Annotated in this window: 16 protein-coding genes; 13 read left to right on the top strand and 3 right to left on the bottom strand. The window is 71.7% G+C overall.

The window, feature by feature from the left end; genetic code table 11:
- Nucleotides 1-18: 18 nt before the first annotated feature.
- Both SOM11_RS07050 and SOM11_RS07045 read right to left on the bottom strand, forming a co-directional pair.
- A complete protein-coding gene (locus SOM11_RS07050) occupies nucleotides 19-789 on the bottom strand; it encodes an SDR family oxidoreductase (protein ID WP_192061239.1) in 771 nt (256 codons plus the stop codon).
- Nucleotides 790-898: 109 nt separating this feature from the next.
- Entirely contained in the window at nucleotides 899-2,290 is a 1,392-nt protein-coding gene (locus tag SOM11_RS07045) for a GntP family permease (RefSeq protein WP_192061240.1), read from the bottom strand.
- Nucleotides 2,291-2,469: 179 nt separating this feature from the next.
- Between SOM11_RS07045 and SOM11_RS07040 the strand changes: the two genes are divergently transcribed.
- The 8 genes from SOM11_RS07040 (at nucleotide 2,470) to bla (ending at nucleotide 14,354) form a co-directional block, all read left to right on the top strand.
- Nucleotides 2,470-3,177, top strand: coding sequence for a FadR/GntR family transcriptional regulator (locus tag SOM11_RS07040; RefSeq protein ID WP_320477612.1), 708 nt, complete (start codon nucleotides 2,470-2,472; stop codon nucleotides 3,175-3,177).
- A 745-nt stretch (nucleotides 3,178-3,922) separates the two neighbouring features.
- Complete coding sequence (locus SOM11_RS07035) at nucleotides 3,923-6,622, top strand: CBM35 domain-containing protein (protein ID WP_320477611.1); 2,700 nt, start codon at nucleotides 3,923-3,925, stop codon at nucleotides 6,620-6,622.
- A 131-nt stretch (nucleotides 6,623-6,753) separates the two neighbouring features.
- Entirely contained in the window at nucleotides 6,754-8,892 is a 2,139-nt protein-coding gene (locus tag SOM11_RS07030; RefSeq protein ID WP_320477610.1) for a glycoside hydrolase family 36 protein, read from the top strand.
- A 45-nt stretch (nucleotides 8,893-8,937) separates the two neighbouring features.
- Complete coding sequence (locus SOM11_RS07025; RefSeq protein ID WP_320477609.1) at nucleotides 8,938-10,266, top strand: ABC transporter substrate-binding protein; 1,329 nt, start codon at nucleotides 8,938-8,940, stop codon at nucleotides 10,264-10,266.
- A gap of 73 nt (nucleotides 10,267-10,339) precedes the next feature.
- A complete protein-coding gene (locus SOM11_RS07020; protein ID WP_243215153.1) occupies nucleotides 10,340-11,281 on the top strand; it encodes a carbohydrate ABC transporter permease in 942 nt (313 codons plus the stop codon).
- Nucleotides 11,281-12,195, top strand: a complete 915-nt coding sequence (locus tag SOM11_RS07015) for a carbohydrate ABC transporter permease (protein ID WP_243215152.1) — start codon at nucleotides 11,281-11,283, stop codon at nucleotides 12,193-12,195. The genes SOM11_RS07020 and SOM11_RS07015 overlap by 1 nt, the downstream gene beginning before the upstream one ends.
- A 35-nt stretch (nucleotides 12,196-12,230) precedes the next feature.
- Complete coding sequence (locus SOM11_RS07010) at nucleotides 12,231-13,271, top strand: LacI family DNA-binding transcriptional regulator (RefSeq protein WP_320477608.1); 1,041 nt, start codon at nucleotides 12,231-12,233, stop codon at nucleotides 13,269-13,271.
- A gap of 111 nt (nucleotides 13,272-13,382) precedes the next feature.
- Nucleotides 13,383-14,354, top strand: coding sequence for a class A beta-lactamase (bla, locus tag SOM11_RS07005; RefSeq protein ID WP_320477607.1), 972 nt, complete (start codon nucleotides 13,383-13,385; stop codon nucleotides 14,352-14,354).
- A 75-nt stretch (nucleotides 14,355-14,429) separates the two neighbouring features.
- On the opposite strand, the gene SOM11_RS07000 is transcribed toward bla, so the two are convergent.
- Nucleotides 14,430-15,578, bottom strand: a complete 1,149-nt coding sequence (locus tag SOM11_RS07000; RefSeq protein WP_320477606.1) for a nuclease-related domain-containing protein — start codon at nucleotides 15,576-15,578, stop codon at nucleotides 14,430-14,432.
- 192 nt (nucleotides 15,579-15,770) lie between these two features.
- Here SOM11_RS07000 and SOM11_RS06995 point away from each other — a divergent pair, with 192 nt between their 5' ends.
- The 5 genes from SOM11_RS06995 to SOM11_RS06975 all read left to right on the top strand — a co-directional run bounded on the left by SOM11_RS06995 (nucleotide 15,771) and on the right by SOM11_RS06975 (nucleotide 22,627).
- Entirely contained in the window at nucleotides 15,771-16,808 is a 1,038-nt protein-coding gene (locus SOM11_RS06995) for a LacI family DNA-binding transcriptional regulator (RefSeq protein WP_320477605.1), read from the top strand.
- Nucleotides 16,809-17,060: 252 nt separating this feature from the next.
- Complete coding sequence (locus SOM11_RS06990; protein WP_320477604.1) at nucleotides 17,061-19,196, top strand: beta-galactosidase; 2,136 nt, start codon at nucleotides 17,061-17,063, stop codon at nucleotides 19,194-19,196.
- 46 nt (nucleotides 19,197-19,242) lie between these two features.
- The gene (locus SOM11_RS06985; protein ID WP_320477603.1) at nucleotides 19,243-20,601 is read left to right on the top strand and encodes an ABC transporter substrate-binding protein; all 1,359 of its coding nucleotides are present in this window, start codon (nucleotides 19,243-19,245) and stop codon (nucleotides 20,599-20,601) included.
- Between the two features lie 86 nt (nucleotides 20,602-20,687).
- Nucleotides 20,688-21,665, top strand: coding sequence for a sugar ABC transporter permease (locus tag SOM11_RS06980; protein WP_320477602.1), 978 nt, complete (start codon nucleotides 20,688-20,690; stop codon nucleotides 21,663-21,665).
- Nucleotides 21,662-22,627: a carbohydrate ABC transporter permease gene (locus tag SOM11_RS06975; RefSeq protein WP_374231407.1), complete on the top strand. Its 966-nt coding sequence runs from the start codon at nucleotides 21,662-21,664 to the stop codon at nucleotides 22,625-22,627. The genes SOM11_RS06980 and SOM11_RS06975 overlap by 4 nt, the downstream gene beginning before the upstream one ends.
- Nucleotides 22,628-22,816 lie beyond the last annotated feature (189 nt).

Here is a 22,816-nt window from a genome sequence, read left to right as displayed (position 1 = left end):
CCGCAGCCCGGCCCGGACTCAGACGACGCTGGTCATGCCGCCGTCGACGAAGATGTTCTGCCCCGAGACGAAGTCGCTCGCGGCCGACGACAGGTAGATGAGCGTGCCCTGCAGCTCTTCGATGCGGCCCCAGCGCTGAGCGGGCGTCCGCTGGCGCAGCCAGGCGTCGAAGGTCTCGTCCTGCCAGAGCGCCGTGTTCATCTCGGTCGCGAAGTACCCGGGCGAGAGCGTGTTGACCTGCACGTTGTGCCGCGCGAGGTCGGCGGCCATGCCGCGGCTCAGCTGCGCCACGCCGCCCTTGCTCGCCGAGTACGGCGCGATGGTCTGGCGCGCGAGCATCGACTGGACGCTCGCGATGTTGATGATCTTGCCCGAGCCGCGCTCGACCATGCCGGGCGCCACGAAGCGCGACACGTAGAAGACGCTCGACAGGTTGGTCGCCATGACGGCGTCCCAGTCCTCGACGGCGAACTCGGTGAACGGCGCGCGCTTCTGCACGCCGGCGTTGTTGACGAGGATGTCGGGGACGCCGTGCTCCGCGACGATGCCGGCCACCGCCTCCTCGACGGCCTTCGCGTCGGTCACGTCGAAGACGGCCGCCGCCGGACGGGTGCCCGTCGACTGCTCGATCGCGTCTCGCGTCGCATCGACTGCGGACTCGTCGCGGCCGTGCACGATCACCCGCGCCCCGGAGTCGGCCAGCGCGGTGGCGAGCGACCGGCCGAGCCCCCGGGAGGAGCCGGTCACGAGCGCCAGGCGCCCGGTGAGGTCGAAGAGCGGGGATGACATGAGACTCCTTCGTGAGGGTGCGACGGGAGGGGCGGGAGGCGCGGGAGGCGCGGCGCAGGAGGCGCGGGCCGGGTCGACCGGGAGTGTCCGGTCGACCCGACGGGCCGGGTCAGATCAGCGAGCCGACCGCGAACACCAGCAGTGCGGCGGCGAAGCCGAGCACCGACTCGATGGCCTGCTGCAGGGTCCAGACGCGCAGGGTGGTCTTGACGTCCATGCCCATCAGGCGACCGACGAGCCAGAAGCCCGAGTCGTTGACGTGACCGGCGAAGACCGAACCGGCCGCGGTGGCGAGCACGACGGCGGCGAGCTGGACGGCGTTGAGGTCGGCGAGGGCGACGGCGGGCGCCACCAGGCCGGCGGCGGTGACCAGCGCGACGGTCGCCGAACCCTGCGCGAGTCGCAGGATCGCGGCGATGACCCACGCGGCCACGATGACCGGCAGACCGAGGTCGCCGAGCACGTCGGCGAGGGCGTCGCCGATGCCCGAGGCGCGCAGCACCCCGCCGAACATGCCGCCGGCGCCGGTGATCAGCACGACCGAGCAGATCGGGCCGAGCGCGCTGTCGAGCACCTTCTCGAGGGCGCTGCCGGTGACGCCGCGGGCACGACCGAGCACGATGGCGGCGACGAGCACCGAGATGAGCAGCGCGATGCCGCTCGTGCCGACGAGGACGAGGGCCTGGACCCAGCCGGCCTCGGGGTCGACGATGCCGACGGAGCCGAGCGAGCTGAGGCCCGTGTTGAGCAGGATGAGCACGAGGGGCACGGCGAGCACGGCGATCACGGTGCTGGCCTTGGGCGGGTTCGCGGCCTGGACGTCGTCCTTCTCGCTGCCGAAGAGCGACAGCACGGGCAGCGGGATGCGCTTGTTGACGGCCTTGGCCCACAGGTAACCCGAGACGTACCAGACGGGGAACACGATCACGAGACCGGCGAGCAGCACGATGCCGAGGTTGGCGCCGAGCAGCTCGGTCGCCGAGACGGGGCCCGGGTGCGGCGGCAGGAACACGTGCATCACCGAGAAGGCCGCGGCGGCGCTGATGCCGTAGAGCAGCATCGACTTGCCGCCCATGCGGCGGGCGACGGCGAACACGATCGGCAGCATGACGATCAGACCCGCGTCGAAGAAGATCGGGAACCCCATGATCAGCGACGCGAGGCCGAGCGCGAACGGCGCCCGCTTCTCGCCGAAGACGTCGACCATGCGGTCGGCCAGCACCCGGGCGCCGCCCGACGACTCGACGAGGCGGCCGAGCATCGCGCCGAGCCCGACGAGCAGGGCGACCGAGCCGAGCGTCGTGCCGAAGCTCGTGACGAGCAGATCGGCGATCGCACCGGTGGGGATGCCGGTGACGAGGGCGGTGAGCGCGGCCACGATGACCAGCGTGAGGAAGGCGTGCAGCTTGAACTTGATCACCAGGATCAGGATCAGTGCGATCGACCCCGCTGCTATGGCGAGAAGAGGTCCCGCGTCGAGGGTCTGGGTCCAGTCGTCCATGGTGGGGTTCTCCGTCGAATCCGGTGCGCCTGTCGGCTGCGGGGTGTGAGCTCGGGGTCTTTCGGGTGGTGCGTCTGCGAGGGGTCTGTCGCGCGCCTCCTCGGTGTCCGTAGGTTGCCACCAAAAGTAGTACTTTTGCAACCCCATCGACTCAGGAGGTGCACGCCAGGATGGTCACGATGACGTCACCACCCGCCCGCGAGGGCGCACACGCGCAGCTGCTGCACGCCCTCGGCGGCACGATCGCGGCCGGCCGCCTGGAGCCCGGCGCGGTGCTGACGCTCGCCCGCCTCGGACGCGACTACGGCGTCTCGCGGACCACCGCGCGCGAGGCCGTCCGCGTGCTCGAATCGCTGAGCATGGTGCAGTCGCGCCGCCGCGTCGGCATCACCGTGCTGCCGCGCGCCGACTGGCGGGTGCTCGACGTGCAGCTCATCCGCTGGACCCTCGCCGGCCCCCTGCACCGGCAGCAGCTCGTCGAGCTGATGGAGCTGCGCGCGGCGCTCGAACCGGCCGCCGCGGCGCTCGCGGCGGTGCACGCCTCGGACGCCCAGCGCATCGCCCTGGTGGAGCACGCGACCGAGCTGCACCGCCTCGGCAGCGCCGCCCGCGGAGACTCGGCGGAGTACCTCGCGGCCGACATCCGGTTCCACACCCTGCTGCTCGTCGCCAGCGGCAACGTGCTCTACGGCGAGCTCGCCGCCCCCGTGCGCGAGATCCTGCAGGGGCGGCACGAGCTCGGGCTGACCCCGGCCGTCCCGGCAGCCGGCACGCTCGACGCCCACCTCGCCGCGGCACGGGCGATCGCCGCAGGCGAAGGAGGCGCGGCGCGGGAGCACTCGCGCACCCACCTGTCGCTCGTCAGCGACGAGGTCGAGGGCGCCTGACGGGTGTCGCGGCTGCGGCGGTGGGCGGCGGCGGTGGGCGGGTACGACGCCGGGATGTGGACACGACGCCGGGTTTAAGCGTGGCGTCGTGTCCATCTTCTGGCGGGGTGGTGGGGCGTAGGGCGGCTCGCCGCCACCGACTCGACACGACGCCACGGGATTCGGTGGCGGGGTGTCGAACGTGTGGCGGGGTGCGGGCGGGTGCGGTGTGGGGCGGGTACGACGCCAGGACGTGGACACGACGCCCGGTTTAAGCGTGGCGTCGTGTCCATCTTCTGGCGTGGTGGTGGGGCGTGGGGCTCCGCGCGGGGGCGGGTCAGGCGGGGGTGGGGGCGGGCGGCTTGACGCCACCGAGTCGACACGCCGCCACGGGATTCGGTGGCGGGGTGTCGAACGCGTGGCGGGGTGCGCGCGGGTGCGGGCGGGCTGGCTGCGCGGCGGGCCCGGGGCGGCCGCCGGCTAGCCCGAGGCGACGGGGGAGGCGGGGACACGGGGGAGGCGCGGCGACGGGGGAGGCGGGGACACGGGGGAGGCGCGGCGACGGAGGGGAGGCGGGGACACGGGGGAGGCGCGGCGACGGAGGGGAGGCGGGGGAGGCGGGGGAGGCGCGGCAACGGACGGGAATCGACGTGAAAGGGTTTTCGTGAAAACGCTTGCAAACGCCGGACGGCCCGTGCATGCTTCGTGATAGCGATTTCACACCGACGTGATCGCGGTATCGACGAAGTACGAAGGAGTACCTCCGTTGTCGCTCTTCTCCCTGACTCCCGCCCGCCGTGCCCTGCTCGGCTGCACCGCCGCCGTCGGTGCCGTGGCCATCGCCCTCTCGGGCTCTCAGCTGCTCGTCGCCCCCACCTCGGCGGAGGCCGCCACCAGCCGCGTCGCCGTCGACTTCGGCACCACGACCGGCGACTTCCGCGGCGGCGCCACCGGAACCCTCTACGGCCTCGGCGACGACGGCTCGCCCTCGCCCGCCGTGCTCGAGGGCGCACGTGTCACGAACACCTCGCAGAAACCCCCGCAGGGCGCCCAGCACCCGAACGGCGACGCCCTCGACGTCGAGTCCGACTTCTTCGCGGCCGGCGGCCAGGACCTCTACGTCTACGCACAGGACATGTACCCCGACTGGGCCTACAACGGCGGGCAGCGCCCCGCCGACGCGAACGGCGACGGCGAGTGGGACTATCTGCCGATCCTCCGCCAGGTCGTCGAGTCGATCGCGTCGAACTCGGCCCACCCCGAGAAGTACGTGTTCATCCCGTTCAACGAGCCCGACGCCGGCAACTGGTACCCGAACTGGAGCACGCAGAAGACGCAGTTCCTCGCCGACTGGTCGGCGGCCTACGTCGAGATCCAGAAGATCTACACCGCCCACGGCCTCGGCGCGGCGAAGGTCGGAGGCCCCGGCGACGCCGGCTGGCACGCCGACCGCAGCCGCGACTTCCTCGCCTACGCGAAGCAGAAGCGCCAGCTGCCCGACGTGTTCATCTGGCACGAGCTCGGCACGCAGAACCTCGCGACCTTCCGCGGCCACAACGCCGAGTACAAGAGGATCCTCGCCGACCTCGGCATCGCCGACATCCCGGTCAACATCACCGAGTACGGGATGCTCCGCGACATGGGCGTGCCCGGCCAGCTGATCCAGTGGTTCTCCATGTTCGAAGAGCAGAAGGTCGACGCCCAGACCGCCTACTGGAACTACGCCGGCAACCTCTCGGACAACTCGGCCCGAAGCAACGGCGCCAACGGCGGCTGGTGGATGTTCAAGTGGTACGGCGACCTGGCCGGCAGTGAGACGGTCAAGGTGACCCCGCCGCAGGCGGACGCCGCCGACACCGTGCAGGCCATCGCCGCCCGCGACGACGCCGACCGCGAGGCCACCGTGCTCGTCGGCGGAGGCTCCTCCGACGTGCAGCTCGACCTGACCGGCCTCGACTCGGCCACGTTCGGCTCGAGCGTCGACGTGGTCGTCCGCGCGGCCCGGCTGAACGGGGCCGAGGGTCTCTCGGGCCAGCCCCCCGTGATCGTGTCGACCCGCGCCTCCTTGGCATCCGGCGCCGCCACGGTGACGATCCCGAACAACGACCGGTACGCCGCCTACGAGGTGCAGATCACCAAGCCGCTCGCCCAGCGACCCGCCGTCGACACCCGTCTCGTCAGCAGCGTCGAGGCCGAGAACGCCACGCTCGCGAACGCCACGGCCTACACCCAGGACCCTGCCCGCGAGTGGTCGTTCATGGCCTCGGGCGGACGCGACGTCGGCAGCTTCAACCAGGTCGGCTCGAGCGCCACATGGAACGTCACGGTGCCGCGCGACGGCACGTACCGGCTCTCGGTGCTCGCCGGCGCCGACCAGGCCCCCGGTCAGCACGCCCTGTTCGTCGACGGAGGCTTCGACCAGCTCGTCAAGTACTCGGCCGATCTCTCGCACACCTACCGTGGCAGCACCGACGTGCTCGTGCCTCTGAAGGCCGGCACCCACTCGCTGTCGCTCCGGGCGAGCCGCGACGGCCAGACGAGACTGCCTGGCAGCGACATCACCCTCGACCGGTTCGAACTGCGCGACGCGACCGACGGCGAGCCCACCACCTACCCCGCCACCGAGGCGCGACTCACCTCCGGAGCTCAGCTCGTCTACGGACAGACGCCGGCCGCCGGGAACGGAGGCGCGCGACTGTCGGGCGCGGCCGGCGCCTCGTTCTTCGTCGCGGCCACCGAGAGCGGATATCACGACGTCGCCGTCCGGTACACGACGACCAGGGCGTCGGCCGTCGGCCTGACCGTGGGCGACAAGGCGATCCCGGCCGGCAGCGTCTCGGCAGCCGGGGCGTGGACGACGACGGTGCGCGTCTGGCTGACCCAGGGCGTCAACGAGATCGGCGTCACGTCGTCGACCGGCGCCGTCGTCACCGATGTGACCAGCACCCGCGGCGCAGCCCAGCGCACGGCCGACACGGCGCAGGGCAACGCCGTGAAGGTGCAGGCCGAGTCGCTGACCCGGGCCGGCGGCACGATCGTCCGCACACTGCCGGCGACGACCGGCTCGAACGGCTCGGCCGACGCGCAGGGCGCGGTCTCCGTGCTCGGCAGCCTCGGCAACGGCGCCGGCAACACCGCCACCCTCGCCCGACCGGCGGGGCTCGGAGCCGGCGACTACGTGCTGACGCTCTCGGCCGCCAACGCCGACAAGAGCGCCTCGATCAACTACAACCCGCAGGTGATCAGCCGTTTCGTCGACGTGACCGAGGCGGGCGGCACCCGCGAACGGGTCACGGTCCGCCACAACTACGCCTGGACCAGCTTCTGGGACTACGCGCAGCCCCTCCGTCTCACCACCGCGAGCGGTGCCATCACCCTCGGCAACACCACCGCGTGGGCGCCCGACATCGACACCGTGACGCTCGCCAAGCAGAGCGTCGGGACGCCGACCACGACGGCTCGCTGACCAGCCCCGCAGCCCCGCGCGCCAGCCCCACCCCGCAGCACGACCCCGCAGCACGACCGCCCGTGCCGGCCGACGACCCGCCCGTCGTCGGCCGGCCCCGTCCCGATGACTCGGGAACGAAAGGACACCCCATGACTCTCGACCGCCTCCTGACGTCGCGCGACGACGAGGTGCCGACGGCCCCCGAAGCGATCGTGCGCTGGGCGACCCCCGGCCTCACGCTCGAGTTCGCCCACGGCGACGAGCCGTTGCACCTGGTGCGAGCCACGACCGACACGGTCGACACCCGGGTGGAGGCGGTCGTCCCGATCACCGAGATCCTCGCCGCCGGTCGCGGCCGCACCCTGGTCGGGTCGCGTCTCGTGCACACCGAGCTCGGGTCGACCCTGCGACTGATCGAGGTCCGACGCATCGACGACGATGGACTCGACCTCGTCTCGGCGTCGGACGAGGGTCTGCGGGTCGTTCTGCACCTGCGATCGTCGGCCCGCGCCTCCTTCTCGGTCACGACGACGGTCGAGAACACCGGCGACCGCGCCCTCGACCTGCAGTCGGTCACCTCGTGGGTGCAGGGGCTCGGCGGCACCGCCGGGCGGCCCGGGGGAGTCGACGACTGGACGCTGCTGCGCGGCCGCAACGACTGGCTCGGCGAGGGGCGCTGGTCCGAGACCCGGCTGCGCGACGACCTCCCCGTGCTGGCCCAGCAGCTGACCGGGCACAGCCCGCGATCCGCCGTCAAGCAGATCTCGCAGGGCACCTGGTCGACCGGAGGCGCATTGCCGCTGGGCGGGGTCGCCTCGGTCGAGCGCGGGGTCGCCTGGCTCTGGCAGATCGAGAACAACGGCCCGTGGCGCTGGGAGGTCGGCGAGCACGTCGACGACGCGTTCGTCGCCCTCTCGGGCCCGACCGACGTCGACCACCAGTGGGTGCAGCCGCTCGCGCCGGGGGAGTCGTTCACGACGGTGCCCGCCACGGTCGCCCTCGGAATCGACCTCGAGGCCGCGACCGCCGAGTTGACCCGTCACCGACGGGCCACCCGCCGTGCGCACCCCGACGACGCGCGACCCGCCATCGTCTTCAACGACTACATGAACACCCTCGACGGCGACCCGACCACCGACAAGCTGCTGCCGCTCGTCGACGCCGCCGCGGCCGCCGGGGCCGAGGTGTTCTGCATCGACGCCGGCTGGTACGACGACGGCGGCGACTGGTGGCCGAGCGTCGGCGCCTGGCAGCCCTCGACCGTGCGCTTCTCGGGCGGCCTCGCCGAGGTCACCGACCGCATCCGCTCGCACGGCATGGTGCCCGGGCTCTGGCTCGAGCCCGAGTCGGTCGGCGTGCTCAGCCCCGTCGCGTCGACGCTGCCGCCCGAGGCGTTCCTCCAGCGCCGCGGCCACCGCGTGCAGGAGCAGGAGCGCCTCCACCTCGACCTGCGGCACCCGGCCGCCCGGGCCCACCTCGACGAGGTCGTCGACCGACTCGTCCGGGACTTCGGCGTCGGCTACTTCAAGCTCGACTACAACACCGACCCCGGGGCGGGCACCGACGTCGACGCGCCGAGCGCCGGCGCCGGGCTGCTCGGCCACTCGCGCGCCGTGCTCGACTGGCTCGACGGCGTGCTCGACCGGCACCCCGCCCTCGTGCTCGAGGCGTGCTCGTCGGGGGCCATGCGCGCCGACCAGGCGATGCTCTCGCGAGTGCAGGCCCAGTCGACCTCGGACCAGCAGGACTACCTGCTCTACCCGCCTATCGCCTCCGCGGCACCGCTGTCGATCCTGCCCGAGCAGGCCGCGAGCTGGGCCTACCCGCAGCCGTCGATGACGGCCGAGCAGTCGGCCTTCTGCCTCGTGACCAGCCTGCTCGGCCGGTTCTTCCTGTCGGGCTACCTGAACCGGATGGACGACGCCCGGCTCGACCTCGTCCGAGAGGCCGTCGCGGCGGCCCGAGAGGTGCGCCCCGACCTCGTCGTGGCCGTGCCGACCTGGCCGAAGGGCCTCCCGACCTGGGACGACCGATGGGTCGCCCTCGCGCTGACCGCCGACCGCCGCGTGCTCGTCTCGGTCTGGGACCGCGACGAGACCGCCGGCGAGCACGAGCTCGCGTTCCCCGCCCTGCGCGGCACCGACGTCGACGTCGACGTCGTGTTCCCCCGCAGTCTCACCCCGTGGCAGACCACCTGGAACACCGCCACGGGCATCCTGACCGTCCGTTCGACCGCCGAGACCGTCGGCGCCCGCACGTTCGCCCTCACGCCGCGCCCCTCGGCGTGAGACCCTCCCCCACACACACAGCACCATTCTCCTAAGGACCGACCGATGAAGATCACCTGGAAGAAGAGCGCGGTGGCCGCGGCCGCCGTCGCGACCCTCACCCTTTCGCTGGCGGGCTGCAGCGACCCCGGAGCCGGCGGCGGGTCGTCCGCCGGAGGCCCCGTCAGCTGGCCCGAGCAGGACGCCGACCTGACCGGCACGACCCTGACGGTCTGGGCCGCCCAGAGCACCGCCGAGACGGCCGACAGCGTCATCGAGGGCTTCGAGGCGCTCACCGGCGCCACCGTCGAGGTCGAGACCATCCCCGACCCCTACGAGCAGGGCGTGCAGACCCGCGTCGCCACCGGCGACAAGCCCGACATCGCGTTCTGGCAGCCGACCGAGTCGAGTCTCACCGCCCTCAACGCGCGCACCAACCTGCAGCCGCTCGACGGCGCCCCCTGGCTCGGCAACTACGACGCCAACTACGCCGACATCACCGGCCTCCTCGACGACACCCGGTACGCCGCCCTCGTGACGGTGCCCGCGGTCGAGGGCGTCTACTACAACAAGCAGGTGCTCGCCGAGGCCGGCGTCACCGAGACCCCCGGCGACCTCGACGAGCTGCTCGCCACCGCACGCGACCTGAAGGCCGACGGCGTCACCCCCTTCCACGAGATGGGCGGCGACCGCTGGGCCACGCAGTGGTGGGTGCAGGTGCAGCTGGCCGACGCCGCAGCGGACGGCCTCTGGGATCGCGTGAACACCAACGAGGAGACCTTCACCGACCCGACCATCCAGGGCGCGATCGACGAGTACCAGGGCCTCATCGACGAGGGCCTGTTCAACGACGACATCGCCACGGCCACCTTCGAGGACCAGGGCGACGCCCTGCTCGCCGGCGACGCCGCGATGGTCATGCAGGTCAACTCGTTCTTCGGCCAGCTGCAGGCCAAGGCCGACACCGCCGAGCTGAACGAGAAGATCGGGTTCTTCCCGATCTCGCCCTCGGGCAACGTCGGCACGTTCATCCCCGACCAGGCCAACGCCGTCGTCGCCTTCGACACGGGCGACGACGCCCAGGAGGCCGCCTCGCGTCAGTTCCTCTCGTACTGGATGGGCGAGGGCTACCAGGGCTTCGTCGACGACCAGGAGACGGTCTCGCTCATGCAGGGCGTCGACACCCCCGAGACGGTTCCGGAGGCGCTGCTCGCGTCGGCGGAGTCCGTCCCGGACGCGGTCGGCTCGATGCAGGCCCTCGCGGTCGCCAACCCCGACCTGTACATCAACCTGGCCGACATGATCCAGGGCACGAAGACGCCGGAGCAGGTCGCCGAAGCCACGCAGCAGCAGTTCGCCGAGCTGGCCAAGGCCCAGGGCTCGACCGACTTCTGACCCACCCGCCCGGGCGGGGCGGCCTCACCAGCCGCCCCGCCGGGCCCCCACCCCCTTCGCGACTGGAGCCCCCATGACCGCCCCGATCACCGCTCGCCGCACGGCCGTCCCGGCGCTGCGCAGCGGAACCGCGCCCCGCCGCCCCGGCGGCCGGCGACAGGACCACCCCGCATGGTTCATCGTCCCGGCGCTCGCCGTGCTCGTCGTCTTCTTCTTCGTGCCGACCGTCTTCAACTTCGTCTACGCCTTCACGAACTGGTCCAGCTTCTCGTCGCAGATCTCGTTCGTCGGCGTCGACAACTTCACCTCGCTCTTCGCCAACGGCGCCCTCGTCTCCGGGCTGCGCGTGACGCTCGTCTACGCCGTGCTCGTCGCGGTCTTCCAGAACGTCTTCGGGCTGATCCTCGCTCTCGTGCTCGAGGCCGACACCCGCGTCAACCGCTTCGCCCGGGTCGCCTTCTTCGTGCCCGTCGTGATGTCGGCGCTCGCCGTCGGCTACATCTTCCAGGCGCTGCTCAAACCCGACGGGGCCCTCAACGCCGTGCTGAGCGCCGTCACGGGCACCGAGGTCACCACCGCGTGGCTCGGCAGCACCTCGTGGACGATCGTCGTCGTCGCGCTCATCCACGCCTGGAAGTGGATGGGTCTCTCGATGCTCATCTACCTCGCCGGTCTCAAGACGATCGACCAGGACGTCCTCGAGGCGTCGCGCCTCGACGGGGCGAGCTGGTGGCAGACCTTCCGCACGATCCGGTTCCCGCTGCTGGCGCCGGCCGTGACCTTCAACGTCGCCACGTCCCTCCTCGGATCCATGAACGGCTTCGACGTCGTGCAGGCGACCACCGAGGGCGGCCCCGGCGGCACGACCGAGCTGCTCAACATCTTCATCTTCCGCACCTTCGGGCAGGGGCTCTTCGCCCAGGCCACGACCATGAGCCTGATGCTGTTCGTCATGGTGGCCGTGCTGGCGTTCCCCCTGATCCGGTTCCTCCGCAAGAGAGAGGACGTCCTCTGATGAGCGTCTCCAGCATCGCGACCCCGGCTCCGACCGTCACGGACTCCGAGGAGGTGCGCCGCACCTCCTCGAGGCCGCCCGCGTCGCGTCGTCGACGGCCCCGTCGCCGCGTGGTGCAGCCCCTGGTCGCGCTCGCGCTCGTCGTGGCCCTCCTCGGCGTGCCGTTCTGGATGGTCGTCGTCACGGCCGGGAAGGACCAGGCGGAGGCGTTCAGCCCCAACCTCGCCCTGCCCACGGACTGGCAGCTGTTCGAGAACATCGCCACCGTGTTCGGCGACGGCCGCATGGTGCCGGCGTTCTTCGGCAGCCTGCTCGTCATGGTGCCGTCGGTGCTCGGGGTGCTGCTGCTCGGCTCGATGGCCTCGTGGGTGCTCGCCCGACGCTCGAGCCGGGCGATGGCGATCGTCTACGCGTTGGCGATCAGCGGCATCGTGCTGCCGCCCGCCGTCGTCACCATCGTGCTGCTGCTGCGCCAGATCGGCCTCGCCGGCACCGCGCTCGGCATGATCGGCGTCTACATGGGCATGTACCTGTCGACGGTGGTGTTCTTCGTCACCGGCTTCGTGCGCACCATCCCGGTCGAGCTGGAGGAGGCCGCGCGAGTCGACGGCGCCGGGCCGGTGCGGGTGTTCGTGCGGATCATCCTGCCGCTGCTCGGACCGACTCTCGCGACGGCGACGATCCTGATCTGCCTCTACGTCTGGAACGACGTGTTCTACGCGCTGTTCGTCATCGGCGGGCGCCTCGACACCCTGCCGTTGAACCTCTACCAGGTGGCGAGCAGCGGGTTGTACCTGCAGAACTGGCACCTGATCTTCGCCTACATCATCGTGATGAGCCTGCCGCTGCTGGTCACGTTCATGGTGATGCAGCGCAAGATCATCTCGGGCATCACCAGCGGCGCCGTCAAATGACGGGTCTGGTCGGATCGCCCTATGGTGAGACGATCATGCCGAGCCCCGCAGCGGACCAGCGCCCCGCCAACATCGACGACGTCGCGCGGCTCGCCGGCGTCTCGGCTCCGACCGTGTCACGGGTGCTCACCGGCGCGGCTAAGGTCAGCGCCGACAAGACGCGACGGGTGGAGCAGGCGATCGTCGAGCTCGGCTACCGGCCCAACGCGTCGGCCCGGGCGCTGGTCAACGGCAGATCGCGGGTCATCGCCGTCCTGGCCGGCGACACCTCTCATTACGGTTACGCCGAGACGATCCGCGGCGTCGAGGTCAGCGCCCGGGCCTCGGGCTACCTGGTCAGCATCACCGTCATCGACTCGACCGAGGCCGAGTCGGTGCACGCCGCCGTCGACCTCGCGCTGCAGCAGCCCGTCGCCGGTGTCGTCGTGCTGAAGTTCGACCCCGAGGGCGTCGCCGCACTCGCCGCCGTGCCCGCGTCGCTCGCGACGGTGGCCATCTCGGGCGAGATCGCGACCGGTGTGCCGCAGGCCGTCATCGACGAGATGACCGGCTCGTACGCGCTGACCGCGCACCTGCTCGAGCTGGGGCACTCGACCGTGCACCACGTGCGGGTGCCGCCCTCGGGCAAGGAGGACGGCCGCACCACCGGGTGGCGCAACGCGCTGATCGACGCCGGAGTGCCGGTGCCCGAGATCATCGACTCGTCGTGGGAGCCGCTCTCCGGTCGCGCGGTCGGGCGCGAGCTGGCCGCCGACCCGACGGTGACGGCCGTCTTCTGCGGCAACGACGAGATCGCGATGGGCGTCATCCGCGGCCTCGCCGACGAAGGGCTGCGGGTGCCCGACGACGTCAGCGTCGCCGGGTTCGACGACCACCCCATCTCCGAGCTGTTCTCGCCGTCGATCACGACCGCTCGCCAGGACTTCGCCGGCCTCGGGTCGCGCGCCTTCGGCCAGCTGCAGCAGCTCATGGCGGGCGGCGAGACGCCGCGGCTCACGACCGACCAGGCGGTGGTGGTGCTGCGCGAGAGCGTCGGTGCGCCGGGTGCCGCGCGCGGCGGGGCCGCCCGAGGCTGAGGAGCCCGGGTCGAGGAGTCACGACACGCCGCGGGGGCGGGGTGGGCCGCGGCGCGTTGTGATTCAGGGGCGTGGGGCGGGGAGGGAGCGGCGTGTAGCACCATGGCGGGTATGAGACGCCGAACAGCGACCCCGACCACCGCCGTGCTCGCCTCCGCCGCGATCGTCGTCGCCGGGGTGACCGGCTGCACCACCGGGGCGACGCAGGGTGATGCGGGGGAGGCGACCCGCGCCTCCTCGGCTCCGGCATCCGCGACGCCCGCACCCACGGCCACCACGGCCGCCACGGCGCCGACCGCCGACGCCTCGGCCGCGCTCGGCGCTCTCGAGACCGAGTTCGACGCCCGCGTCGGCGTCAGCGCCCTCGACACCGGATCGGGCACCACCCTCGACTACCGGGCGGACGAGCGGTTCGGCTACGCGTCGACCATCAAGGTGCTCGCGGCCGCGGCGTTCCTCCAGCAGGTGCCCGCCGATCAGCGCGACGAGGTCGTCACCTGGACGGCCGCCGATGTCTCGGCCGCCGGCTACTCACCCGTGACCAGCCAGTATGTCGACGAGGGCATGAGCCTGTCGTCGCTGGCCGAGGCCGCCGTGCGCCAGAGCGACAACACCGCGCTCAACCTCGTGCTCGACCGGATCGGCGGCCCCGCAGGGCTCGACGAGGCCCTCGAGCAGCTCGGCGACAGCACCACCGAGGTCGTGAACCGCGAACCCGACCTCAACACGATCGAACCCGGCAGCACCGACGACACGACCACCCCGAGCGCCTTCACGGCCGACCTCGCCGCCCTCGCCAGCGAAGAGAATCTGGCGCCCGTCGACCGCGCCCTCCTGCTCGACTGGGCGAGCGGCAACGCCACGGGCGACGCCCTCGTCCGAGCCGGCGCCCCCGAGGGCTGGACGGTCGTCGACAAATCAGGAGGCGCGGGAGGCATCCGCAACGACGTCGCCGTCGTCACGCCCCCGGGCCGCGACCCCATCGTGCTCACCGTCCTGACGGCGAGGAACGACCCCGAGGTCGCCTACGACGACGCGCTCGTCGCCCGGGTCGCCGCCGCGGTGCTGGCCGAATTCGGCTAGCTGGGCCAGCTGGACCAGCTGGACCAGCTCGGCTAGGCGGACCAGCTGGGCTAGACGCCGGGCCTAGGCCTAGGCCTAGGCCTGGGTCCGGTCGGAGGCCTCAGCGGAGGCCGTGTCCGTGTCGGCGGCCGGTGCCGTGTCCGAAGCCGTGCCCGAGACCGGGTCCGAGGTCATGGCCGGGGCCTGCTCGGGGGTCGGTGCCGGGGCCGACGCGGCCGACGCGGCCGACGCGACCCGCGCCTCCTCGGCGAACGCGCCGAAGCGGAGCACGTCGGCCCCGTACGAGGCGAGCAGCGCCGTGACGTCCTCGACGCGCGCCTGAGACAGCTTCTTGGTCGGACGCGAGATCAGCTCGCGCACGACGGCCTCGAGCTGGGTCGGGGTCGACACGATCTGCGTGGCCGCGCCTCCTTCACTGCGGTCCTGATCGACGGCGAAGACCGTCGCCTTCGGGTGCGAGTACAGCACGCAGGTGTCGAACCACAGCCTCGCGTCGATCGACTCGTGCACCCGGTCGGACAGCCTGTTCGCCTGGCGCCGCACCTGCGACGCCGGCGACTTCGTGCCGAGGTGCGACCGCACGGTCAGCACGGTGGGCGAGTCGTCGACCACCTGCAGGGCGAACGGCGGCGACATCGTGCTCTCGTCGAAGAGCCCCCCGAACGCCGGGAACACGCTGCTCGGACGCCGACCGTCGAACACGATGCCGCGCCAGCCCTTGTTCTCGACCACCATCGCCCCGGTCTCGCCGACCAGCACGTGGTCGACCTGCGCGACGAACCTGCCGGAGGCGCTGCTCGCGGCGGGCACGAACACCACGTTGGTCAGCAGCACGACGTCCGCGCCGGCCGCACGGCAGGCCGCGGCGATCAGCTCGCGCGACGTCGCCTCGTACTTCAGGCCCGTCGACAGCATGGCCCGGGTCTGCTCGGCCTCGTCGAGGGCGGCCTGCTTCTCGTCGGCCAGCCGCTTGTTCTCGGTGCCGAGCTCGGTCGCGAGGGCCTCCTTCTCGCGGGTGTGCTCGGCGGTCGTGCGCGCCATGCGGGTGTCGTGGTGGGCGTCGCGGGCGTCCTGCTCGGCACGGGCCTGGCGGGCCTGCTCGTCTGCGGCCCTGCGGGCCTGCGTGAGGCGGCGTCGCAGCACCAGCAGCACCACGACGACGGCGATGACGACGACGAGCAGTGCGGCGGCGATGATCCACGGGAGGGTCTGATCGGAGAGCATGAGGCCAGCACATCACGAGGAGGCGCGGCGCGGGTCGTCCCTCGCCGGGCCGGACCGAGGTCGGCCTGCTCGCGCGTCGTCGCGCCTGCTGATCGCGTAGGCCGCGAGACCCCGGGGAGTGGCTGAGACCCCTTCGCGCGCACGGGGGTCTCAGCGACATCCCGGGGTCTCGGCGCAGGCTAACCTCGGGGCATGCCCGACGCCACGATCTACGACGTGGCGTCCCGTGCGGGGGTGTCGCATCAGACGGTCAGCCGGTTCCTCCGCGGCTTCGAGGGGATCCGGCCCGAGACCCGCGCCAAGGTCGAGTCGGCCCTGGCCGAGCTCGAGTACCGGCCGAACAGCGCCGCGAGGTTCCTCCGGCTAAAGCGCACCAACCGCATCGCCCTGCTCGCCGACAACATGCACCTGTCGGGCCCTGCCCGCACGATCGCCAGCGCCACCGAGGCCGCGCGCGACCTCGGCTACGTCACCGACATCGTCACGATGGACGGCAGCGACGAGGGCAGCGTCCGCGAAGCCCTCGACCTCGTGCTCAGTCAGCAGATCGCCGGGCTCGTGCTCATGGCCCAGACCGCGATCGCCCGCACCGCCATCGCGCAGCGCGACATCTCGATGCCCGTGGGCCGCGACTTCGGTCTCGTCGTCGACGGCACCGGCGAGTCGCTCGGCATCCGGGCCGGCCGCGTCGCCGCCGAGCATCTGATCGAGCTCGGGCACCGCCGGGCCGCCTACGTCGCCGGGCCCGAGCAGTGGCTCGTCGCCCGGGAGCGTCAGGAGGGCTTCACCGCCGCCTTCACGGCCGGGGGAGGCGAGGTCGTCGCGAGCACCGCGGGCGACTGGTCGGCCGAGTCGGGCTTCGCCGCGGCCCGCCTCCTGCTCGCCGAGGGCGCCCTCGAGAGCGGAGGAGGCGCGGGTCGTGCCCCCGACGGAGGCGCCACCGCCGTCGCGGTCGCGAACGACACCATGGCGATGGGTCTGCTCGCGGCGCTCGCCGAGGCCGGCGTCTCCGTGCCCGGCGACGTCAGCGTCGTCGGCAACGACGACGCCCCGGAGGCGCGCTACATGGTCCCGCCGCTCACGACGGTCGACCTGGACTTCGCGCAGGAGGGCGTGCTCGTCGTCACCTCGCTGATCGACCGCATCGAAGGGCGCGAGACCGACCCCGTGATCCACGTGCCGACGCCGGCGTTGGTGACCCGCGCCTCCACGGCTCCGCCCCGCGCCTGAGGCACCGGCACCGGCCGCGGACGCCTCGGCACCGGCCGTAGACGGCCCCGCGCCGGCCGCTGACGGCCCTTGCACCCACCGCCGCATCACGGTCGGGTCACGCCGCTCGATTGCCACTTGCGCGACGTCGGCGGCTCGACTAGCTTCCTCATCAACGCCGATGTTATCGACAACATCGGCCGACCATCATGCACCACCAGCACGCCAGCATCCGCGGATCGACGCCGATCCGCACGAGCAGACAGGTCGACGATGACGTCAGCACCACGCCACTCCGGGGTCCTCTTCGGGGCCGCCTACTACGCCGAGTACCAGCAGGCGGGCACCCTCGACCGCGATCTCGACCTGATGGTCGAGGCCGGCTTCACCGTCATCCGCGTGGGCGAGTCGGTCTGGTCGACGTGGGAGCCCCGCGAGGGCGAGTTCGACCTCGACTGGCTGCAGCCCGTGCTCGACGGCGCCCACGCCCGCGGCATCTCGGTCGTGCTCGGCACGCCCACCTACGCCGTGCCGCCGTGGCTGCAGGTGCTGCACCCCGAGATCGCGGCCGAGCGCACCTCCGGGGTCCGGGCCGGCTGGGGCGCCCGCCAGGAGATGGACCAAAGCCACCCCGCCTACCGCTTCTACGCCGAGCGCGTCGTCCGTCGCGTCGCCGCCCGGTACGCCGACCACCCCGCCGTGATCGGCTGGCAGGTCGACAACGAGCCCGGCAACGAGCTGCCCCGCAACGAGCAGGTCTTCCAGCGGTTCGTCGCCTGGCTGCAGCGCCGGTACGGCACGGTCGAGAGCCTGAACGACGAGTGGGGCCTCGTCTACTGGTCGCACCGCATCACCGAGTGGTCGCAGCTCTGGCGCCCCGACGGCAACGTGCAGCCGCAGTACGACCTCGAGTGGCGCCGGTTCCAGGGCGAGCTCGCCGACGAGCTGATCGCCTGGCAGGCCGACGTCGTGCGCGAGTACGCCCGCGACGACCAGTTCGTCACCACCTGCATCTCGTACGCCCGCCCGCAGGTCGCCGACGACCGGCTCGTGAAGAGCCTCGACGTGACCGCCGGCAACCCCTATTACAAGATGCAGGACGGTCTGACCCGCGGCGTCGAGATCCCCCGCGAGGCCGGCTGGTGGCACACCGGCGTCTGGGCCCTGCACCAGTGGGGCGACCGGGCGTTCTCGTCGGCGCAGTCGTCGTTCCTGGTGACCGAGACCAACGCGCAGTCGATCGGCGGCCCGTGGCAGAACCACCCGCCGTTCGACGGGCAGATCAAGCAGGCCGCGCTCGCGCTCGTCGCCCGCGGAGCCCGCATGGTCGAGTACTGGCACTGGCACACGCTGCACTTCGGCGTCGAGACCTACTGGGGCGGCGTGCTGCCGCACAGCCAGCGACCCGGCCGCATCCACCGCGAGGTCGCGGCCCTCGGTGCGACCCTCGGGGCGGTAGGAGGCGCGGTGGACGGATTCACGCCGGCCGCCGACGTGCTCATGCTCTGGTCCACCGACACGAAGTGGTCGTTCGAGGGCTACCCGCCCCTGGCCCTGCCGAACGGCGACCCCGACCCCGACTCGTACCTGCACCTCTTCGACTCGCACTACCGGGGTCTCGCCGAGTCCGGCGCCCAGGTGCGCATCCAGCACGTCGAGCAGTTCGTCGCCGCCATGACCGCCGACTCGACGGGCCCCGCGGCGGTCGCGGCCGAGCACCCCGTGCTCGTCGTGCCCGGTCTGTACGTCGTCGACGACGAGACGCTCGACGCGCTCTCCGCCTACGCCGAGGCCGGGGGTCACCTCGTGCTCGGCGTCCGCACCGCGTACGGCGACCAGCTCGCGAGGGCGCGGCGCGACGTCGCCCCCGCCCGGCTCTCGGGCCCCGCAGGCGTCTGGTACGAGGAGTACACGAACCTCGACGAGCCCCTCGAGGTCCTCACCGCCGGCCCCGCCGACGGTCTCGCCCTCGAGCCCGGCTCGGCCGGCACCCGCTGGGCCGACGTGCTGAAGGTCGACGACGCCGAGGTGCTGGTGCGGTTCCCGGCCACCGAGATCGGGGCCGACGCGGTGATGACGACCCGCGCCTCCGGGGCCGGTCGCGTCACCTACGTCGCCACCGTGCCGAACCCCGAGCTGTCGCGGAGCATCGCCCGCTGGCTCGTGCCGCGGACGGCGGCCCGCGACTGGGCGGCGACGGACGCCGTCACCGTCACCACCGGGTCGCGCCCCGACGGGCCCGACCTGGCCTTCGTGTCGAACTGGTCGGCCCACGAGGCCGCCGTGACCGCACCCCGCGCCGTCCGCGATCTCGAGACCGGCGACGTGCTCGAGGCCGGTCGCACCCTGACCCTCACCCCCCGATCGGCCCACGTGTTCGAGCACGTGGCCACGACCTCCACCCCCTGAACCCGGCGTCTCGCCCGAGACGCCGCACACCCCGAAAGAGAAGACCATGAAGCGGAAGAACACAGCAAAGGCGCTCGTGTCCCTGGCTCTCGTGTCGGCGTTCGCGCTGACCGCGTGCGCCCCCGGCGGCGGAGGAGGCGGTGGCGGCGGCGAGACCACCGCCCCCGTCTCGCAGGCCGACATCGACGCGGCGATGGACACCGAGACGACCATCACCTTCTGGACCTGGGTGCCCGACATCCAGAAGGAGGTCGACCTCTTCGAGGCGAAGTACCCGAAGATCACCGTCGACGTCGTCAACGTCGGCACGGGCACCGTGCAGTACCCCAAGCTGCGCACGGCTCTGAAGGCCGGCAAGGGCGCCCCCGACGTGGCGCAGATCGAGTACCAGTACATCCCGTCGTTCCGTCAGACGGACAGCCTCGTCGACCTGACCCCGTACGGAGGCGCGGAGCTGGAGTCGAAGTACGTCGAGTGGGTCTGGAACCAGGTCGCCGACGACAGCGGCGTCTGGTCGGTGCCGCAGGACTCCGGGCCGCTCGGCAACCTCTACCGCTCGGACATCTACGAGCAGGCCGGCATCACCGCCCCGCCCGCCACCTGGGACGAGTTCGCCGAGCAGGCGCAGACCGTGAAGGACGAGACCGGCTCGTACATGTCGAACCTGCCGGGCAACGACCCCGGTCAGGTCGTCGGGCTCTTCTGGCAGGCCGGCGCCAAGCCGTTCTCGTACGACGGCGACAAGACCGTCGGCATCGACCTCGACTCGGCCGAGACGCAGAAGGTCGTCACGTTCTGGCAGGACCTCATCGACAAGGACCTCGTCTCGACCGACGCCGACTTCACGGACTCCTGGTACCAGGGCTTCTCGTCCGGCAAGTACGCCAGCTGGCAGACCGCCGCCTGGGGGCCGGTGTTCCTGCAGGGCACGGCCGCGAACACCAGCGGCAAGTGGACCGCCGCGAAGATCCCCCAGTGGGAGGCCGGCGACGACGTCTCGGGCAACTGGGGCGGATCGTCCGACGCCGTGATCACGGGCACGCAGAACCCGATCGTGGCCGCCGAGTTCAGCAAGTTCCTCAACAGCGACCCCGAGTCGACCCTCGCCTTCGCGAACGAGCAGTTCCTGTTCCCGACGACGACCGACACCCTCTCGAGCAGCGACTTCACCGGCACGGCCAGCGAGTTCTACGGCGGCCAGAAGGTCAACGAGCTCTTCGCCGGCGTCTCGGACACGGTCAGCACCGACTTCCAGTGGCTGCCGTTCATGGACTACGTCTACTCGAGCTTCAACGACACCCTCGGCAAGGCCATCGCCGACCACGACGACATGTCCGCCGCCCTCACGGCGTGGCAGGACGACGTCACCGCCTACGCGAAGCAGCAGGGCTTCACCGTCCAGTAGTGCTCACGGGCACCGTCCGTCGACGTCGGCCGCCCCCGGGCGGGCGGCGGCGACGGGCGGTGCCCCCGGCCCGGCAAGGAGCCCCGATGTCCACCTCCGTCACCCCCACCCCCGCCTCCGCGAGTGCTCGTCGAGACGCGACCCGCGCCTCCTCGGCCCGCACGCCGACCCCGCGTCGTCGCAGCACGCTGCACCGACCCCAGCTGATCGCCGCCTGGGCGCTCGCCATCCCGTTCCTGCTCGTCTTCGCGGCGATGTTCCTCGTGCCGCTCGGCTACGCCGGGTACCTCAGCACCTTCACCTCGCAGCTCGTCGGCGGGCAGGTCTTCTCCGGGCTCGCCAACTACGAGCGGGCCCTGAACGACCCGAGCTTCTGGGCCGGTCTCGGCCGCGTCGCGCTGTTCCTGTTCGTGCAGGTGCCGATCATGCTCGTGATCGCCCTGTTCGTCGCCCTTGCGCTCGACACCGGTCGCGTCGCGGGCAGCAAGTTCGTCCGCCTCGCGATCTTCGTGCCGTACGCCGTGCCCGGCGTCGTCGCGACGCTCATGTGGGGCTACCTCTACGGCCGCGAGTCGGGGCTGATCGCCCAGGTGCTGACCGGCGTCGGCCTGCCCGCACCCGACCTGCTGTCGCCGCAGAACGTGCTCGGCAGCACGATGAACATCGTCAGCTGGGAGTTCATCGGCTACAACATGATCGTGCTGTACGCGGCCCTCCGCAGCGTGCCGACCGAGATGTACGAGGCCGCCGAGATCGACGGCGCCGGGCCCTGGCGGGTGGCGTGGAGCATCAAGATCCCCGCGATCCGCTCGGCGATCCTGCTGACGGTGATCTTCTCGGTGATCGGGTCGTTCCAGCTCTTCAACGAGCCGAACCTGCTCTACAGCATCGCCCCGAACGCGATCGGCTCGGACTTCACGCCGAACCTCTACGCGTACAACGTCGCGTTCCGCAATCAGGACGTCAACTACGCGGCGGCCATCGCGTTCCTGCTCGGGTTCCTCATCATGATCATCAGCTACGTGGTGCAGCTCGCCACCTCACGCAAGGAGCGACTGTCGTGACGATCGCACCCGCACCCGTCGACACCGCCGGAGCCACGGCCGTCGACCGTCCGGCCCGCCGACTGCAGAGCGCAGGAGGCGCGGGTCGGCGACGCCCCCGACGTCGCGTCGAGCGCTCCCAGCGCAAGACGCCGATCCTGACCGTGATCCTCTGGATCACGCTGGCGTACTTCCTGCTGCCGCTGGTCTGGCTCGCGATCCAGGCGACGAAGACGAACGGCGACATCTTCAGCACGTTCGGTCTGGCATTCGGACGCAGCTTCGCGCTCGGCGACAACGTGGCGCAGCTGTTCACCTTCCAGGACGGCATCTTCCTGCAGTGGATGGGCAACACGGTGCTCTACGCCGTGGTCAGCTCGGTGGGGGCGGCGCTGCTCGCCACCATGTGCGGGTACTCGCTGGCGAAGTACGTCTTCAGGGGCCGGTCGTTCGTCTTCGGGCTGATCCTCGGGGCGGTCATGGTGCCGCTGACGGCGCTCGCCATCCCGACGTACCTGCTGTTCAGCGCGGCGAACCTGGTCGACACCCCGTGGGCGATCATCCTGCCGTCGCTCGTCAGCCCGTTCGGCGTCTACCTGATGCGCGTCTACGCGAGCGAGGCCGTCGACGACAGCCTGCTCGAGGCCGCGCGCATCGACGGGGCCGGCGAGCTGCGGATCTTCCTGACGATCTCGTCGCGACTGCTCGCCCCGGGCATCGTCACGGTGCTGCTGTTCGCGCTGGTCTCGACCTGGAACAACTACTTCCTGCCGCTGATCATGCTGAACGACCCGAGCCTGTTCCCGGCGACGGTCGGCCTGGCGCAGTGGCAGCAGGCGGCGACCGGCGGCGGCGGCGCCCAGGTGCTGTTCTCGACGGTGCTGACCGGGTCGTTCGTGTCGATCCTGCCGCTCGTGGTGGCGTTCCTGTTCCTGCAGCGGTTCTGGCAGTCGGGCCTGAGCGCCGGCGGGGTGAAGGGGTAGCGGCGGACGGCGGGGCAGGCTCCTGCCCCGCCCCTCCTGCCCCGCCCCTCGCTCCGCGCCCCCCGCTCCGCGCCCCGCGCCTCCTGCCCTGCCCCCCACGCGAAGAACCGCGTTCGCGAAGATGAACTGCGATACAACGCGGTTCATCTTCGCGAACGCGGTTCATGGCGCACCCGCCCCGAGAACGCA

Origin of the sequence: Frigoribacterium sp. CFBP9029 (assembly GCF_034045305.1) — a bacterium.
GTDB lineage: Bacteria > Actinomycetota > Actinomycetes > Actinomycetales > Microbacteriaceae > Frigoribacterium.
This window is presented reverse-complemented; position numbering and strand designations above follow the sequence as displayed.

What these genes read in the sequence shown, in the direction of transcription:
- SOM11_RS07045 (WP_192061240.1), bottom strand. Translation starts at nt 2,290, where the DNA reads ATGGACGACTGGACCCAGACCCTCGACGCGGGACCTCTTCTCGCCATA.
- SOM11_RS07030 (WP_320477610.1), top strand. Translation starts at nt 6,754, where the DNA reads ATGACTCTCGACCGCCTCCTGACGTCGCGCGACGACGAGGTGCCGACG.
- SOM11_RS06985 (WP_320477603.1), top strand. Translation starts at nt 19,243, where the DNA reads ATGAAGCGGAAGAACACAGCAAAGGCGCTCGTGTCCCTGGCTCTCGTG.
- SOM11_RS07050 (WP_192061239.1), bottom strand. Translation starts at nt 789, where the DNA reads ATGTCATCCCCGCTCTTCGACCTCACCGGGCGCCTGGCGCTCGTGACC.
- SOM11_RS07010 (WP_320477608.1), top strand. Translation starts at nt 12,231, where the DNA reads ATGCCGAGCCCCGCAGCGGACCAGCGCCCCGCCAACATCGACGACGTC.
- SOM11_RS07015 (WP_243215152.1), top strand. Translation starts at nt 11,281, where the DNA reads ATGAGCGTCTCCAGCATCGCGACCCCGGCTCCGACCGTCACGGACTCC.
- SOM11_RS07040 (WP_320477612.1), top strand. Translation starts at nt 2,470, where the DNA reads ATGACGTCACCACCCGCCCGCGAGGGCGCACACGCGCAGCTGCTGCAC.
- SOM11_RS07020 (WP_243215153.1), top strand. Translation starts at nt 10,340, where the DNA reads ATGACCGCCCCGATCACCGCTCGCCGCACGGCCGTCCCGGCGCTGCGC.
- SOM11_RS06995 (WP_320477605.1), top strand. Translation starts at nt 15,771, where the DNA reads ATGCCCGACGCCACGATCTACGACGTGGCGTCCCGTGCGGGGGTGTCG.
- SOM11_RS07000 (WP_320477606.1), bottom strand. Translation starts at nt 15,578, where the DNA reads ATGCTCTCCGATCAGACCCTCCCGTGGATCATCGCCGCCGCACTGCTC.
- bla (WP_320477607.1), top strand. Translation starts at nt 13,383, where the DNA reads ATGAGACGCCGAACAGCGACCCCGACCACCGCCGTGCTCGCCTCCGCC.
- SOM11_RS06990 (WP_320477604.1), top strand. Translation starts at nt 17,061, where the DNA reads ATGACGTCAGCACCACGCCACTCCGGGGTCCTCTTCGGGGCCGCCTAC.
- SOM11_RS07025 (WP_320477609.1), top strand. Translation starts at nt 8,938, where the DNA reads ATGAAGATCACCTGGAAGAAGAGCGCGGTGGCCGCGGCCGCCGTCGCG.
- SOM11_RS06980 (WP_320477602.1), top strand. Translation starts at nt 20,688, where the DNA reads ATGTCCACCTCCGTCACCCCCACCCCCGCCTCCGCGAGTGCTCGTCGA.